This is a genomic window from Massilia norwichensis (assembly GCF_024753245.1).
Classification (GTDB): domain Bacteria; phylum Pseudomonadota; class Gammaproteobacteria; order Burkholderiales; family Burkholderiaceae_D; genus Telluria; species Telluria norwichensis.
The window spans coordinates 1-15,458 of sequence record NZ_JANUGX010000021.1 but is presented as its reverse complement, the minus strand read 5'-3'; the positions used below and the strand labels follow the sequence as shown (position 1 = coordinate 15,458).

At 65.6% G+C, this 15,458-nt stretch carries 12 protein-coding genes; 5 read left to right on the top strand and 7 right to left on the bottom strand.

Annotation, left to right across the window (positions count from 1 at the left end):
- The first annotated feature begins 1 nt into the window (after position 1).
- Positions 2-652 (top strand): malonate decarboxylase holo-ACP synthase, encoded by a 651-nt coding sequence (locus NX782_RS16935; protein WP_258846650.1) that lies wholly within the window; start codon positions 2-4, stop codon positions 650-652.
- On the top strand, positions 649-1,575 hold the full coding sequence (gene mdcH, locus NX782_RS16930; RefSeq protein ID WP_258846649.1) for a malonate decarboxylase subunit epsilon: 927 nt from the start codon (positions 649-651) through the stop codon (positions 1,573-1,575). Before NX782_RS16935 ends, mdcH begins: the two co-directional genes overlap by 4 nt.
- Before the next feature lie 12 nt (positions 1,576-1,587).
- Here mdcH and NX782_RS16925 read toward each other — a convergent pair whose 3' ends face one another.
- The gene (locus NX782_RS16925; protein WP_258846648.1) at positions 1,588-2,904 is read right to left on the bottom strand and encodes an MFS transporter; all 1,317 of its coding nucleotides are present in this window, start codon (positions 2,902-2,904) and stop codon (positions 1,588-1,590) included.
- Between the two features lie 192 nt (positions 2,905-3,096).
- Between NX782_RS16925 and NX782_RS16920 the strand changes: the two genes are divergently transcribed.
- Entirely contained in the window at positions 3,097-3,783 is a 687-nt protein-coding gene (locus NX782_RS16920) for a hypothetical protein (protein WP_258846647.1), read from the top strand.
- A gap of 12 nt (positions 3,784-3,795) precedes the next feature.
- On the top strand, positions 3,796-4,173 hold the full coding sequence (locus tag NX782_RS16915; protein ID WP_258846646.1) for a hypothetical protein: 378 nt from the start codon (positions 3,796-3,798) through the stop codon (positions 4,171-4,173).
- A 102-nt stretch (positions 4,174-4,275) separates the two neighbouring features.
- On the opposite strand, the gene NX782_RS16910 is transcribed toward NX782_RS16915, so the two are convergent.
- The 3 genes from NX782_RS16910 to NX782_RS16900 all read right to left on the bottom strand — a co-directional run bounded on the left by NX782_RS16910 (position 4,276) and on the right by NX782_RS16900 (position 9,987).
- Positions 4,276-6,831 carry a S9 family peptidase gene (locus tag NX782_RS16910; RefSeq protein ID WP_258846645.1) on the bottom strand — a complete coding sequence of 852 codons (2,556 nt, stop codon included), beginning with the start codon at positions 6,829-6,831 and terminating at the stop codon, positions 4,276-4,278.
- 61 nt (positions 6,832-6,892) lie between these two features.
- The gene (locus NX782_RS16905; protein ID WP_258846644.1) at positions 6,893-8,608 is read right to left on the bottom strand and encodes a carboxylesterase/lipase family protein; all 1,716 of its coding nucleotides are present in this window, start codon (positions 8,606-8,608) and stop codon (positions 6,893-6,895) included.
- Between the two features lie 77 nt (positions 8,609-8,685).
- Positions 8,686-9,987 carry an MFS transporter gene (locus tag NX782_RS16900; protein ID WP_258846643.1) on the bottom strand — a complete coding sequence of 434 codons (1,302 nt, stop codon included), beginning with the start codon at positions 9,985-9,987 and terminating at the stop codon, positions 8,686-8,688.
- Positions 9,988-10,100: 113 nt separating this feature from the next.
- On the opposite strand from NX782_RS16900, the gene NX782_RS16895 reads away from it, so the two are divergent.
- Positions 10,101-11,006 carry a LysR family transcriptional regulator gene (locus tag NX782_RS16895; RefSeq protein WP_258846642.1) on the top strand — a complete coding sequence of 302 codons (906 nt, stop codon included), beginning with the start codon at positions 10,101-10,103 and terminating at the stop codon, positions 11,004-11,006.
- A gap of 1 nt (position 11,007) precedes the next feature.
- Here NX782_RS16895 and NX782_RS16890 read toward each other — a convergent pair whose 3' ends face one another.
- From NX782_RS16890 to NX782_RS16880, 3 genes are all read right to left on the bottom strand, one after another.
- On the bottom strand, positions 11,008-12,003 hold the full coding sequence (locus NX782_RS16890) for a glycoside hydrolase family 43 protein (protein ID WP_258846641.1): 996 nt from the start codon (positions 12,001-12,003) through the stop codon (positions 11,008-11,010).
- Positions 12,004-12,130: 127 nt separating this feature from the next.
- Positions 12,131-14,338 carry an OsmC domain/YcaO domain-containing protein gene (locus NX782_RS16885; protein ID WP_258846640.1) on the bottom strand — a complete coding sequence of 736 codons (2,208 nt, stop codon included), beginning with the start codon at positions 14,336-14,338 and terminating at the stop codon, positions 12,131-12,133.
- A gap of 88 nt (positions 14,339-14,426) precedes the next feature.
- Complete coding sequence (locus tag NX782_RS16880) at positions 14,427-15,359, bottom strand: bile acid:sodium symporter family protein (RefSeq protein WP_258846639.1); 933 nt, start codon at positions 15,357-15,359, stop codon at positions 14,427-14,429.
- Positions 15,360-15,458 lie beyond the last annotated feature (99 nt).

Below are 15,458 nucleotides of genomic sequence, written 5' to 3'. Positions count from 1 at the left end.
GATGGCAAGCCCGCATCCGCATGACCTGCTGTTCCTGCGCCGCGCCGAGGCTTTCGAGGCCTGCGCCTGCAATGCGCGGCCGGGCTGGCTGGAGACGGCCTGGCTGGCTCAGGCGCCGGTGGTCGTACGGCGCGCGCTGGCCGGCGACGGCCGCGTGCCGATCGGTGTACGCGGGCTGGAACGGAACCAGCGCTGTGCCGGCAGTATCCCCGTGGGCGAGGTCGCACGGCGCATCACGCCGCAAGACCTGGCGCGCGCGGTGCGGCAGGCCCCGGAGCGCCTCGAAGCCGATGCGGCGGCCCTGCCCTGCATCGCCGCCCTGCTGGCGCTGGCGCCGCGCCTGCAGGATCTGGGCTTGGCCTGGGGCCCGGCCGGCGGCGTCGGCTTCTGGCTGGCCAGCAGGCTACCGGTGCTGCGTCCGACCAGCGACCTGGACCTGCTGGTGCGCGCGCCGCAGCCGCTTGCGCCGGCCCAGCTGGCGGCGCTGTGCGCGCTGCAGGCATACGCGGGCTGCTGCGTCGACATCCAGATCGATACCGGCGCCGGCGGTTTCGCGCTGATGGAATTTGCGCGCGGCGGCAAGGTGATGCTCAAGACCGACGCCGGCCCGGTGCTGGTGAACGATCCGTGGCAGCGCCGGGAAGCGGCATGAGCGTCCTGTTCACCTTTCCCGGCCAGGGCGCGCAGAAGCCTGGGATGCTGCACGCGCTGGCCGACCATCCGGAAACCGCGCGCACGCTGGCAGAGGCATCCGCCGCGCTCGGCCGCGATGTGCTCACACTGGACACGGAAACCGCGCTGCGCTCCACGGTGGCGGTGCAGCTCTGCCTGCTGGTCGCCGGCGTGGCGATGGCGCGCGTGCTGGCGGCGCACGGAGCGCAAGCGCAGATGGTGGCCGGGCTGTCGATCGGCGCCTGGCCGGCGGCGGTGACGGCCGGCGTGCTGGCCTTCGACGACGCGCTCCGCCTGGTCGAACTGCGCGGGCGCCTGATGGAAGACGCCTACCCGTCCGGCTACGGCATGACGGCGATCGGCGGCCTGACCCGCCAGCAGCTCGCAGCGCTGGTGGCGCAGGTGCATGGCCCCGGCCACGAAGTCTACCTGGCCAACCTGAACGCGCCGCGCCAGATCGTGATCGCCGGCGCCGAAGCGGCAATGGCGGCGGTGGCCGCGCTGGCGCTGGACCACGGCGCCCAGCGTGCCGAGCGCCTGGCGGTGCCGGTGCCTTCGCATTGCGAACTGCTGGAGACGCAGGCGCGGACACTCGCCTGCGCGATGGACCAGGTGGCGCTGGCGCGGCCGCGCATCGCTTTCATCAGCAGCAGCCTGGCGCGCGCGCTGTTCGACGGCCGGCGCATCGGCGCCGATCTGGCGGCGAACATGGCGCGGCCGGTGCTCTGGGCCGACACCGTGCGGCATGCCTGGGAACGCGGCGCGCGGCTGGCAATCGAGATGCCGAGCGGCTCGGTGCTGACCAAGCTGACCGCGCCCGAATTCCCGGATGGGGTGGCGCTCAGCTGCGAGGGCGCGCGGCTGGACAGTGTGGTGCAGGCCGTGCGCGAAGCGGGCGCATAAAGCCGAGACGGTTCAGTCGAGCACGCGGTTACGCGACTCCACGTCCACACACAGGATCGCCACCGCGCCGAGCGCCAGGAAAGCCGCCAGCATCCCCAGCGCCAGCGTGAAGTGCGCCGCCATCACCGGCGCGATGACGGCCGGCGCCAGCAGGCCGCCGAAGCGCGCCACCGCCCCCGCCATGCCCATGCCGCTGGCGCGCAGCCCGGTCGGGTAGACCTCGGGCGTGAAGGCATACAGCGCGCCCCAGGTGCCCAGCAGCGCAAAACTCATCAGCAGGGTCGAGCCGACCACCAGCGCGGTGGCATTGCCGAAGCTGTAGCACAGGCAGCCGGCGGCGCTCAGCAGCAGGAAGCCGACCAGCGTCGGTTTGCGCCCCCAGCGCTCGACGCCGTAGGCCGACAGCGCAAAACCCGGCAGCTGCACCAGCGCCAGCACGATCAGGAATTCCTGGCCGCGCATGAAGCCGAAACCCTCCGCGCTCAGCTTGACCGGCAGGTAGACGAACACGCCGTAGTAGGCCATCGAGATCAGCGCCCAGGCCAGGAACAGCGCCAGGCTGCGGCGCCGCAGCGCTTGCGCGAACAGCGCCGCCAGCGACGCTTTCGGCGCATGCTCGGGCTGCAGCGCCGGGATCGTCACGCTGCGGCCGTTGACCCTGGCAATCCGCTCCAGCACCGCGCGCGCCTGTTCCGGCATGCCGCTGCGGTTCAGGTACATCGGCGACTCCGGGATCGACAGGCGCAGCACCACGCCGACCAGGGCCGGAATGCCGGTCACGAAAAAGATCATGCGCCAGGCATCGTTCTCCCAGCGCAGCGCCGCCAGCGCCAGCACCGCCAGCAGGATGGTGCCGACCGCCCAGAAGGATTCGAGCAGCACCAGCCAGCGTCCGCGCCGGTCGCTGGGCAGGAATTCGGCCATCATCGTGTAATCGACCGGCAGCGTGCCGCCGACGCCGATGCCGGTCAAAAAGCGCAAGGCCAGCAGCCAGCCGAAGTCGGGCGCGAAGCTGGAGGCGACGCCGAAGCAGGCGTCGACCAGCACCGCGGCCATCAGCACCGGGCGGCGCCCGATGCGGTCCGCCAGGCGGCCGAACACGAAGGCGCCGATCAGCATGCCGATGAAGAAGAAGGTGCCGGTCTCCAGCGCGCGCGGCATGGCGACGTCGAAGGTTTTCGCGATGCTCGGGGCGGTGAAGCCGATCGCCAGGACCTGCATGGCGTCGGCCATCCAGACCAGGCCGAAGATGACGAACAGGCGGTACTGGAATTTGCCGACGCCTGCGGTTTGGATGCCCTGCTCCACTGTTGCCGGTATGGTGTCCATCTGCTTTCCTTCACGCTGCTGTTTGTCAGGGGCTCGCAAAGCCGAGCGTGCCAAAAAACGTTCTCGAGAACAGTGCAGTAGAGAACAAAAAGAAGACGTTTTGTTTAGCAAGCCGCCAGATGATGCCAATTCTCATGCATCTACCATGGTCTCTGCTACACTCCAAAATTACGTTCAGCAACATGGCATCCAATGATTCAGTTGACCTTCCACTCTGCGGCTCAGGAAGATGTTGAGCTCGCTTCCCGGTATTGGGCGATGAACGCCGCCGGGAAGTTCGAGAACGAGATTGCCGATCTGCTGACTCGTAACCACATTGCGAGCAAGGCACTTCTCGAAAAACGGGTCCGGTCACTGGCCGATGCCTACGATACGAACCAGGTATGCCTTCAGTGCGGTGGGTATGAAAAGATCAGGCGCCGGTCGGACGCACAGCGTGCTGCGGCCCCAATGCACCGGCCCTGTCTGGCATGCATGAATCGGATGAAAGTAAAGCGGTCAAAAACAGCATCGAAAGGGATGCTTGAGCAGCGGCCGGTCTCCATCCGCTATGACGACCTCGGTGACGACACGGTAATGCTCCTACTGGCACTGGAAGCCTCGTCAGGTTCGCCCGGCCTTCAGATACCATGTGCTGTAGACGACTACCGCAAACTGGCGCCGGGTCCAGCGAGCTACTTCTTCAACAAATTGCGTCAGGCCAATGCGATCGTCGAGTCATCGCAAACGAAGGGCGCTTTCCTGCTTGCGCCGGATATCCACCTCGGCGCTGGCACCAATGCCGTGAACCATTTGCGAGGCCGTGAGCTGAACGATAGCCGCGCGCTGTACCGGCTTTGGCTCGACCTTGCGACGGTCGACTGCATGGCGTATTTCTGACACCGCTGCCGCGTGCACAAGTTCACGCTGGCTGAAACCACGGAATTCGAAGTGCGCCGCATTCTATCGAACTGGCTTCAACGTCTTAGCGTCAAACATGTCTGGTTTATTACTTACTGCGTTTTGAAAGACATGTCGCCAGAAAGCGGCCTGCGTCTTCGAGCCGCGCATATACCCGATCTTTTGTATAAACGCCTGGAAGATACCGCGGATGACCAAGGGGTCGGTCGCATGTGGAATCGCAGCGTCGGCCCTCAGGGTGGTGGAACACTGTGGCGCCTCTTCGCACAGCGCTACGACATCGATGAAGGCACCCCGGGGTCCGAAGCCAGCCTGCGGCTTGCAGGGCAACTACCCCTCGTCGACGATGGGGAACCCGACTGCAAGTAAGGCTACGCAAAGGCTGCTTCCTGGAATGCCGCACCTGCCGCTAACGGCAGGCTGTGGCAGCGCGGCGATGGACGGGCCGAAGCCAATCCATCGCCGTTCCGCTCAGCGACCGGCCGTCTGCACCCCCACCGGCGGCGCATTCTTCACATACTTGTCGAACCAGCGCAGCATCTCGTACACCAGCTGCTCGTTCGATTCGCGCGCCGCGTACCAGTGCGGCTCGTGCGGCAGCATCACCAGGCGGGTGGTGCCGCCGTTGCCGCGGATCGCTTCGTACAGCTTCACCGACTGCAGCGGCGTGGTGCCCGGGTTGGCGTCGTCGCCGCCGTGCACGATCAGCAGCGGCGTTTTCAGCTTGTCGGCGTAGAAGAAGGTCGAGGCCTTGGTGTAGACGTCCGGCGCTTCCCATACCGAGCGGCGCTCGTTCTGGAAGCCGAACGGGGTCAGCGACTTGTTGTAGGAGCCGCTGGTGGCCGCGCCGGCGCGGAACAGGTTCGAGTGGGCCAGCAGGTTGGCCGTCATCAGCGCGCCGTGGCTATGCCCGGTCACGCCGATGCGGTCGGGGTCGGCCACGCCCAGGCGCACGGCTTCGTCGACGGCCGCCTTGGCGTTCGCCACCAGCTGCTCGGTGTAGGTGTCGTAGGCCTTGCGCGGGTCGCCGACGATCGGGAAGGCGGCGCTGTCGATGATGGCATAGCCCGACAACAGCAGCAGGCGGTACTGGCGCAGGCGCGTGAAGGTGGCCTGCGAACCGGTGGTCTGCCCTGCCTTGGAGGCGTCCGCGTAATCGAGCGGATAGGCGTTCAGGATGGTCGGCAGGCGCGTGCCTTCCTTGTAGCCCGGCGGCGTGTAGAGCGTGAACGAGAGCTCGATGCCGTCCGCGCGCTTGTACTTCACCAGGCGCTTCTTGATCTGGCGGACTTCCGGGGTCGGGTCCGTCAGGTGGGTCAGCGCGCTGCTCGTCGATGCGTACAGCGGCTCGCCGGCGGCGGCGCTGGTGGCGGCAGCGCCGAGGGTGCGCACGATCGCGTTCGGGGTTTCGGTGGCCGACTGGTACCAGGTCATCAGGCGCTTGGTGTCGTTGCCGGCGAAGCCCAGGAACTGCTCGTAGGAGGCCTTGTCGCTCCTGAACAGGCGCTCGGCCTTCTGCGTCTTCAGGTCGAATCTATCCAGGAACGGACGGTCGCCGTCGGGCGAGGAACCGGCGCCGGACAGGTAGATCGTTTCGCCATCGAGCTTGATGACCGGGAAGCCGTTGGCCAGCTGGCGGCGCACCGGACGGCCGGGGTCGGCATACTTCTCGTCGCTCGACATGTCCCAGACCAGACGGCGCGAGTTTTGCGCATCGTCGACGTTGATCTGCCAGGTGCGCACCCACTTGCGGTTGACGTCGTAGTCGCTCAGCAGGGCGACGTCCGCCTTTTCGCTCCAGTTCAGGCCCGCATAGCGCTGCTGGGTGCGGACGATCTCGACGGGCGCCGCATTGAACGGGGCCTTCAGCATCATCAGCTTGTCGCGCTCGGCGGCTTGCACGTTCGGGTTGCCGCCATCGAGGGCTTCGGCCCAGACCAGGGTTGCCGCATCAAGCGGACGCCAGCTGAAGCTGCGCGGACCGGTCGGCACGCCGCGGTTCGGCACGCGGTCGGCCAGCGGCAGCGCGGCGATCTCGCGCACGACGGGGTTACTGTCCTTGGCGCCCTTGCCCGCCTGTTTCGTCAGGTCCCAGATGTCGACCTGCTTGGGGAAGCGGTCGAAGGTGGTGACGTAGGAGTACGGCGTGCGGATCTCGGTGACGACCGCGTGACGGCCGTCCGGCGCGACGTCGATCTCTTCATACATGCCGGGACGGCCGACGTTCGTGATCTTGCCGCTGGCGGCATCGACCAGCGCCAGCTGCGAGCTGCCGTAGTAGTTGAACAGTTCTTCGTCGTGGCGGTTGCGCAGGGTGTCGCGGTTTTCGTAGGTGCTGCTCTGGCCCGTCGCGCCCAGCGATTCCTGGATGCCCGGGCCTTCCGAGCCCGGCGCCTCTGCCGGGGGTGCCTTGCGCGCGGTCGTCAGTTTGACCAGCAGGGTCTTCTGGTCCGGCATCCACTGCATCTGGTCGCCGAACATCTGGTTCAGGCGCACGCCCGGCAGGCGGCGCACGGCACCGGTCTTCGCATCGCCGACCCACAGTTCGACCGCATCGTTGGTGACGTTCTCGAAGGCGAAGCGCTGGCCGTCGGCGCTCCAGACCGGGCGCCGCGGGCAGGCGTTGGCCGGCAGCTTCACGTGGATCTGCTTCGCATCCGCGACCTGCACCAGGTCGATCGCGCTGACGCAGGGCGGGATGCCGTAGCCGCCCGGCGTATCGTGCTGGCTCTGGTTGCCCGGCTCGATGCGCACGCCGGCCAGGCGCAGGAAAGGCGTGGCGACCTTGGCGATCGACGGGTACTCCTCCATCGTGACCAGCATCAGGCGGTCGCGGGTCGGGCTCAGCGAAGGCATTGGTGGCGACGGTGCGCGCATCACGTCGAGGATTTCCTTCGGCGGCTGGTTGTAGGGGCTGGCCGTGCCGCTGGCCGGGGTCGCCGCGGCATTGGGTGCGGCAACGGCCGACGTCACGCCGGCGATGAGCGTGGCGCCAACCAGGCCGGCCATCAAATGTTTTCCCTGCATGGAGATTCTCCGTCTTTGATCAGAACGATGACATTGCCATAAAAATATCCATACGGCAATCTCAGAATATCACCACGCTCCAGGGCGCTGCGCACTTGTGCTCGGTTTCGAAGCTGGCGAAGGGCTGCACGCCGCCGCCGGAGGCCACGTCCAGGCCGAGCACCTTGTCCGGACCGGTGAAGGCCGGCCAGGTGGTCGCTACCCCACTGCCCTTGTTCGGATCGCCGGTGCGGGCAAAGTTGGTCCAGTAGCGCGACATCGCCGCCTGCAGCTGGCGCTGCTCATCGTTGGCGAGCGGGTGCAGGTTGTAGAGGTATTGCAGGTCGTAGGAGTGGGCGGCGCCCTGCGGGAAGCTCAGGTAATACTTGCCGTTCTCGACGCCGACCGAAGGGATGGCGGTCTGGTCGCGGAACTCGTACATCCAGACCGGCGTGCCCTGCGCCGCCACGCGTTGCACCGTGCGCAGGGCCGGGCAGGAAAAGCCGAGGTCGGTCGCCAGCGTCGAGACGGCAAGGCTCGGCTGCAGCGCCGGATTGGCGCCGTAGTTCGACAAGGGGTAGAAATTCGCGACCAGGGCGTCGACGTTGGCGGCGCCGCCGATCAGGGACGCGATGGTCGGCGCATAGGCCGCTGCCGGCAGCGCAAAGCTGGTATTGGCAGGGTCGCGGTTGGGCGGCGATGCCGCGTCGCGGCGCCCTGCTTCGCCGATGGCGACGTAGAGCGCGTATTCGTCCTGGTTGGTGCCGTCGATAAGGGGGACCTTCGTGTTCTCGCCGGCGGCGAAGCTCGCCTTCACGGATTTCGGCAGCACCTTGCCGTCCACCGAGGGCACCGGATTCGACAGCGCCGCGGCCAGGGCACCGGCGAGCTGGTTGCGCACCACCGCGTCCGGCAGGCTGCGCAGGCGGGCCGCCGTCACGTTGGCGGCATCGCAGGCGATCCCGGTCGCGCCGGCCGCTTTCGCCGCCTTGATCGCATTGTCGACGATGCTGGTGCTGACGGCGCCCATCTGCGCCGCCGACAGCTGGCGGTCGTTGCCGTAATTGCCGCTCTGGACGATGGCCTTGGCGAACAGGCCTTTCGAGCCCGGCGACGCCAAATGGGTCATGACGCTGAAACCGCCGGCGGATTCGCCGAAGATGGTCACGTTGTTCCTGTCGCCGGCGAAGTGGACGATGTTCTCCTGCACCCAGCGCAGGGCCGCCTGCTGGTCCATGATGCCGTAGTTGCCGGCGGCGCCGTCCTGGTTCAGCGCCGGATGGGCCAGGAAGCCCATCGCGCCGAGCCGGTAGCCGACGTTCACCACGATCACGCCCTTGCCGACCAGCGGCGACGGGTCGGCGTACTGGACGGTGCCGCCGGTGACGAAATTCCCGCCGTGGAAATTGACCATGACCGGGAACGGGCCCTCGCCCAGCGGTGCGTGCACGTCGAGGTAGAGGCAGTCCTCGCTGTCGCCGGGCAGGCGGAACGGGCTGTTGCTGGTCTGCAGGCAGGGCGCGGCGGAGGCGGTCTTTTGCAGCCGCCCGTTCCACTTCGGCGCCGGCGCCGGCGGCGCCCAGCGCAGGTCGCCGACCGGCGGTGCGGCAAAGGGGATCGCAAAATAGCTGCGCATACCGAGGCGGTCGACCGCGCCGACTTCGCCGTTGGCGGTGGCCGCGATCACCGGGGCGCTGGTGGGCTCGCTCGGCGGCTCCGAGTTGGCGCAGGCGGCGAGCAGGATGGCGAGGCTGGGTGCGAGAACGGCGGTGGCGTGTTGCAGGTGCTTGGCTTTCACGGGTGCGGCTCCTTGTTCAATATCGGCCCGACCTTAGCACACCTGCCCTACGCACTCGCTCACCAAAAATCACCTGTTCAACTGCTGACCGAAGGCCGGCCGCGCCATGGCGCGGCGCTCCAGGGACGATAGAGCAGGAGCGCCGCCACCAGGCCGCAGGCCGCCGCTGCCGCCATCCAGTAACCGGGGGCCGCCTTGTCGCCGGTGAACTGTATCAGCCAGGTGGACACCACCGGCGTGAAGCCGCCGAAGATCGCCGTCGCCAGGCTGTAGGCCAGCGAAAAGCCGACGGTACGCACTTCCGGCGGCATGATCTCGGTCAGCGCGACCACGGTGGCGCCGTTGTAGCTGGCATAGATAAAGGACAGCCACAACTCGGCCACCAGCATGTTGGCGAAGCTGGCATGGTGCACCAGCCAGGACAGCACCGGATGGGCGGTCAGGATCGGCAGCACGGTGAACACGACCAGCAGCGGCCAGCGCCCGATGCGGTCCGACAGCGCGCCCATCACGGGCAGCCAGATGAAGTTCGACAGGCCGATGCAGAAGGTGACCAGCAGGCTCTCGGCAGCGTTCAGGTGCAGCACGCTCTTGCCGAAGGTGGGGGCGTACACGGTGATCAGGTAGAAGGACACGGTGGTCATCACCACCAGCATCATGCCCAGCAGGACCAGGCGCCAGTTGTCGGCGATGGAGCGCAGCACTTCGCCGAAGGATGGGTGGTGCTTGCGCGCCTTGAACGCTTCGGTTTCCTGCAGCGAGCTGCGGATGACGAACACCACCGGAATGATGCTGCAGCCGATGAAGAAGGGAATGCGCCAGCCCCAGTCGCCGATGACGGCCGGCGACAGCCATTGGTTCAGCAGGAAGCCGATCAGGGCCGCCACCATGATCGCCGCCTGCTGGCTGGCCGACTGCCAGCTCACGTAAAAGCCCTTGCGGCCCGGCGCTGCCATCTCGGCCAGGTAGACCGATACGCCGCCGAGTTCGACGCCGGCCGAAAAGCCCTGCAGCAGGCGGCCGATCAGCACCAGCAGCGGCGCGAAGATGCCGATGCTGGCGTAGCCCGGCACGAAGGCGATCAGGACCGTACCGAAGGCCATGATCGCCAGCGTCAGGATCAGGCCCTTGCGGCGGCCGATCCGGTCGATATAACTGCCGAGGATGACCGCGCCCAGCGGCCGCATCAGGAAACCGGCGCCGAAGGTCACGAAGGTCATCATCAGGGACGCGTATTCGTTACCCGACGGGAAGAAGGTGGCTGCGATATAGGTGGCGTAGAAGCCGTACAGGAAAAAGTCGAACATCTCGAGGAAGTTGCCGCTGATAACGCGCAGCACGGTCGAGAATTGGGAAGGGACCGGACGGGCCTGATGCATGGTGTGCTCCTCTACTGCATTGGTCGAATGACATTGGTCTTATCGGGCCATGATCCTCGGTGTGTGATAATAAGTAAATTGCATAATTGTGATTAATCGATGCATGAACCGGATTGATCTGGAATTCAGCGATCTGCAAGCCTTTGTCGGCCGTTGCCGAACGGCTCAGCTTCAGGGCCGCCGCGGCGCAACTATTCATCTCCCAGCCCGCGCTCAGCCGCCGTATCGACAAGGTCGAAGGCGTGCTCAAGGTGCGTCTGCTGGAACGCAACAGCCGGCGCGTGACGGTGACCGAGGCCGGGCGGCAGTTCCTGGAACATGCCCGCGCCTCGATCGCCGAAATGCAGGTGGCGCTCGGCACGATCTCGGCCGCGGCAGCCCATCGCAGTACGGTGGTGACGGTGGCTTGCGTGCCCTCGGTGGCGAACCACGTGCTGCCGGACGCGCTGCAGGTGTTTTCCGCGCAGTTCCCGGACGTGCGCCTGCGCGTGCTGGACGAGAGCGGGACCCAGGTCGTGCAGTCCGTGCTGCGTTCGGAGGCGGATTTCGGCGTCAACTTCATCGGCGTGCAGGATGCCGACCTCGATTTCAAGGCCATCTATACCGAGCCTTACGTGCTTGCGCTACAGCGCGGCCATCCGCTGGCGGGGCAGCGGACCGTCAGCTGGAGCGCGTTGCGCGGCAGCCGTTTGATCGCCGTCTCGGCGCGCAGCAGCAACCGCATCCTGCTCGACAATGCCCTCGCCCGGCTGGAGGAGCGTCCGGTCGTGTTCTGCGAGGTGAACCATGTGACGGCGGCCCTGGCGCTGGCCGATGCCGGCGTCGGCGTGACGGCGGTACCGGCGCTGGCGTATTCGGCGCTGCGTTATCCCTCGCTGGTGACGGTGCCGCTGGTCGAGCCCGAGGTCAAGCGCACCCTCGGCCTGATCGCGCGTAAAGGGACCGTGCTGTCGGCGCCAGCCCAGGCCTTGTACGAACTCCTGGCAAGCGCGGCGGCGAAGGGATTCGCGTTCCGCTGAATCAGGGCTGCTTGTCGGCCACGGGAACGCCGAAGTCGGGCGTGCCGTCCGACCGCCACGCGATCGCTTGCGCGCGCGTGTGGCGGTTCGGGTCGCGCAGCGGGTCGCCCACGATGTCGCGGTAGTTGCGTGCGTGGTAGAGCAGGATATCGGTCTTGCCGTCGGGTGTGGTCGTGAACGCATTGTGGCCCGGGCCGTACTGGCCGTTTGCCGCACTGCTCGCAAATACGGGCGTTGGCGATTTGGCCCATGCAGCCGCATCGAGCAGATTGGCGCCCTCCTTCGCCGTCAGCATACCCGTCGCGTAGTTCGCATCGGTGGCGCTGGCGGAATAGGTCATGAAGACGCGGCCGTGTTTGACCATGACGGCCGGCGCTTCGTTGACGTCGAATTTGACCTTCTCCCACGCATATGTCGGCGTGGTCAAGAGGACGGCCGGACCGGCGATCGACAGCGGCGAGTCCATCTTCGCGATGTAGACCGCCGTCATGTGTCTGGTCGCGGCTGGCGGACGCTGCGCCCATGCCAGATAGCGCTGTCCTTTCACTTCGAAGCTGGTCGCGTCCAGCGCGAAGGATTCCCAGCCCGTCTTGAGCTGTCCGCGCTCGGTCCATTCCCCTTCGAGCGGATTGGCGCCGGCGTTCTCGAGCACATACAGCCGCACATCGAAAGGCGCGTCGGCGCGGCCCGCGGTGAAGTACAGATACCATTTGCCGTCGACACGGTGCAGCTCGGGCGCCCAGATATTCGCACTCATCGGGCCTTCCTGATGCCGGCGCCACACCACCTTGGCTTCGGCTTGGCCGAGCTCGCCGAGCGTGCGCGCACGCCGCAGTTCGATGCGGTCGTATTCCGGCACGGTGGCCGTGAAGTAGTAATAGCCGTCCGCGGCCAGCGTGACCTGGGGATCGGCGCGCTGGCTGACGAGGGGATTGACGAGATCCGGCGCCGCATGGGCAGCGGCGACGGAAACGGCGGACAGCAGGGAAAGCGTCACTCGGAGGGCGATCGTCACGTGATGTGCAAGCGTGGTTGAACCAGCCCCCATGATAAGAACCTGGGACGAATTCAACCAATCACTTTTTCACGACGATCGATACCGAAAATGGCCGTCGCGAAGACGCCTATTTTTTCGCAGCGAAGCTGGCGCGCGCCTTGTGCAGCTTCCGGTAGCTGTCCATCAGGCGATGATGGCGGTCCAGGCCTTCCAGCTGCATGCTGGTCGGGGTCAGGCCATGGAAGCGCACGCTGCCGTCGACCGAACCCAGCACCGCATCCATGCGCGGGTTGCCGTACATGCGGCGGAAATTGACGACGTAATCGTCCAGTTCCATCTCGTCGTCGAGCACGACTTCCAGCACCGCTTCCAGCGCACGATAGAACAGGCGGCGCTCGACGGTGTTGTCGTTGTACTGCAGGAAGGCGCCAACCAGTTCCTGCGCTTCCTCGAAACGCTGCAGCGCCAGGTTGATGAGCAGGCGCAGTTCCAGCACGGTCAGCTGGCCCCAGTCGGTGTTCTCGTCGAACTCGATGCCGATCAGGGTGGCGATGTCCGAGTACTCGTCCAGCTCGTTGTTTTCCAGGCGATCCAGCAGCGCAGCGAGCGCATCGTCGTCCAGGCGGTGCAGGTTCAGGATGTCTTCGCGGAACAGCAGCGACTTATTCGTGTTGTCCCAGACCAGGTCTTCGACCGGGTAGATTTCCGAGTAGCCCGGCACCAGGATGCGGCAGGCGGTGGCGCCCAGTTGGTCGTACACCGCGATATAGACTTCCTTGCCCATCTCTTCGAGGATGCCGAGCAGGCTTGCCGCTTCGTCGGCGTTGGCGTTGGCGTTCTCGCCCTCGGCGGTGAAATCCCACTCGACGAAATCGTAGTCCGCCTTGGCGCTGAAGAAGCGCCACGACACCACGCCGCTCGAATCGATGAAGTGCTCGACGAAGTTATAGGGTTCGGTGACCGCTTCGCTGGCGAAGGTCGGCGGCGGCAAGTCGTTCAAGCCTTCGAAGCTGCGGCCCTGCAGCAGTTCGGTCAGGCTGCGTTCCAGCGCGACCTCGAAGCTCGGGTGCGCGCCGAAGGAAGCGAAGACGCCGCCGGTGCGCGGGTTCATCAGGGTCACGCACATCACCGGATACTGGCCGCCCAGCGAGGCGTCCTTCACCAGCACCGGGAAGCCCTGCTCTTCCAGGCCCTGGATGCCGGCCACGATGCCTGGATATTTCGCCAGCACTTCTTGCGGCACGTCGGGCAAGGCGATCTCGCCTTCCAGGATTTCGCGCTTGACGGCGCGCTCGAAGATCTCGGACAGGCACTGCACCTGCGCTTCGGCCAGCGTGTTACCGGCGCTCATGCCATTGCTGGCGTAGAGGTTTTCGATCAGGTTGGACGGGAAATACACGGTCGCGCCATCCGACTGGCGCACGTAAGGCAGGGACACGATGCCGCGCGCCGCATTGCCGGAATTGGTGTCGACCAGGTGCGAGGCGCGCAATTCGAGGTCCGGATCGTAGATGCCCAGGCAGTACTCGTCGAGAATCCCGGCGGGCAGCGTATCGTTGGGGCCGGGCTTGAACCAGCGTTCGTCCGGGTAGTGCACGAAGTCCGCATTGGCGAACTCCTCGCCCCAATAGGCGCCGGCATAGAAATGGTTATTGCTGATGCGCTCGATGTACTCGCCCAGCGCGGAGGCCAGCGCGCTTTCCTTGGTCGCGCCCTTGCCGTTGGTGAAGCACATCGGCGAATGCGCGTCGCGGATATGCAGCGACCACACGTTCGGGACGATATTGCGCCACGAAGCGATTTCGATCTTGATACCCAGGTCGGCCAGCAGGCCCGACATGTTGGCGATGGTCTGCTCCAGCGGCAGGTCCTTGCCGGGGATATAGGTCGCGGCATCGCTGTCCGGCTGCAGGGTCAGCAGCGCCTGCGCATCGGCGTCCAGGCTCTCGACTTCTTCGATCACGAATTCCGGACCCTGCTGCACGACTTTTTTCACGGTGCAGCGCTCGATCGAACGCAGGATGCCCTGGCGGTCCTTTTCCGAAATGTCGGCCGGCAGCTCGACCTGGATCTTGAAGATCTGCTTGTAGCGGTTTTCCGGGTCGACGATATTGTTTTGCGAAAGGCGGATGTTCTCGGTCGGGATGTCGCGGGTGTTGCAGTACAACTTCACGAAATAGGCTGCGCACAGGGCCGACGAGGCCAGGAAGTAGTCGAAGGGACCCGGCGCCGAGCCGTCGCCCTTGTAGCGGATCGGCTGGTCGGCGATGACGGTGAAGTCATCGAATTTCGCCTCGAGGCGCAGCTTGTCGAGGAAGTTGACTTTGATTTCCATGGGGGATGTCCAGAATGATGCTCAAGATGGTGTAGCCGCACATTATCCGTGGTTTCAGGCCTGGAGCATAGGCTGGCGGCGGACCGGTTTATTCGCTTTCGGTGCGGCGCGCAAACCAGGTCGCCAGCACGGAACCGGACAGGTTGTGCCAGACGCTGAACAATGCGCTCGGCACCGCTGCCAGCGGACTGAAATGCGCGGCCGCCAGGGCGGCGCCGAGACCGGAATTCTGCATGCCCGTTTCCAGTGTCACGGCCTTGCGCTTGGCAAGGTTCATGCCGAAGGCGCGCGCGAACAGGTAGCCGAGTGCGAATCCGAACAGGTTGTGCAGCACGACGGTGGTCAGGATCAGCAAGCCATTCGTCATCAGTTTCGCCTGATTCAGCGCGACGATGATCGCAATGATGAAGACAATCACGGCGGTCGACACCAGCGGCAAGGCCTTGACGCTGGCGGCGGCCTGCCTGCGGAACAGGGTCTTGGCAAGGAGCCCCAGGGCGATCGGAAGAATCACCACCTGCACGATATCCATGAACAGGGATTCGGTGCGTATGCTCATCCATTTTCCGGCCAGCAGAGACACGAGCGCCGGCGTCGCCAGCGGTGCAATCAGCGTCGACACCGATGCGATCGAAACGCCGAGCGCGACATCGCCCTTGGCAAGGAATGTCATGACGTTGGATGCGGTTCCGCTGGGGCAGCAGCCGACCAGGATCACGCCGATGGCGATATCGGGCGGCAGATCGAGGCCGATCGCCAGCGCGTACGCGATCCCGGGCATGATGAGGTAATGCCCTACTACACCGATCGCCACATCCCGTGGTTGCCGGAAGACTTCCCTGAAGTCCGCCGTGGACAGGGTCAGCCCCATGCCGAACATGACGACGCCGAGCAGCGGCGAAATCCAGGATTTATAAGCGAGGAACAGCTGCGGCGCGAAAAAGCCGAAACAGGCCATCAGGATGACCCACAAGGAAAATGTCTTCCCTACTGCTGCGCTGGCTTTTTCCAGTAATTTCACGCGTCCTGCCTCCGATAACAATGTTTTACTGCAGCCAGGCATTGTAGCGGGGCGAGCTGGGCAGCGCCGGAAATGACCTCAGAAAGCAAAAAGCCCGCT